Origin of the sequence: Sulfitobacter sp. UBA1132 (assembly GCF_002311545.1) — a bacterium.
Lineage (GTDB): Bacteria > Pseudomonadota > Alphaproteobacteria > Rhodobacterales > Rhodobacteraceae > Sulfitobacter > Sulfitobacter pontiacus.
Genome location: NZ_DCAN01000019.1, coordinates 322103 through 322474, shown reverse-complemented (window position 1 = coordinate 322474; position 372 = coordinate 322103). Strand labels below are relative to the sequence as shown.

Here is a 372-nt window from a genome sequence, read left to right as displayed (position 1 = left end):
GCGCGGTCTTCCATCAGGCCGACGTCATGGATGTCTGGCACCTTCGAGCACCCAACACCCTGATCGACCCATCGCACAACATAGCCAAGGATGCCTTGGGCGTTGTTCTCAACTTCCTGCGCGATATCCGCGTCCGACAGGTTACGCCCGTCCAGTACCGGAATGGTCAGCAAATCGGCCAGCGTGCCACGGGCCCCACCCTGTTTGATCTCGTCCTGACGCGCCAGCACGTCGATTTTGTGGTAGTGCATCGCGTGCAGTGTGGCGGCCGTGGGCGATGGCACCCAAGCGCAGTTCGCACCCGCCTTGGGGTGACCGATCTTGGCCTCCAGCATTGCCTCCATCATATCGGGCATGGCCCACATGCCCTTG

General features: G+C 61.8%; 1 pseudogene. It reads right to left on the bottom strand.

The window, feature by feature from the left end:
• Positions 1-372: pseudogene (locus tag B4F27_RS15330) on the bottom strand (malate synthase G); the annotation flags it as partial.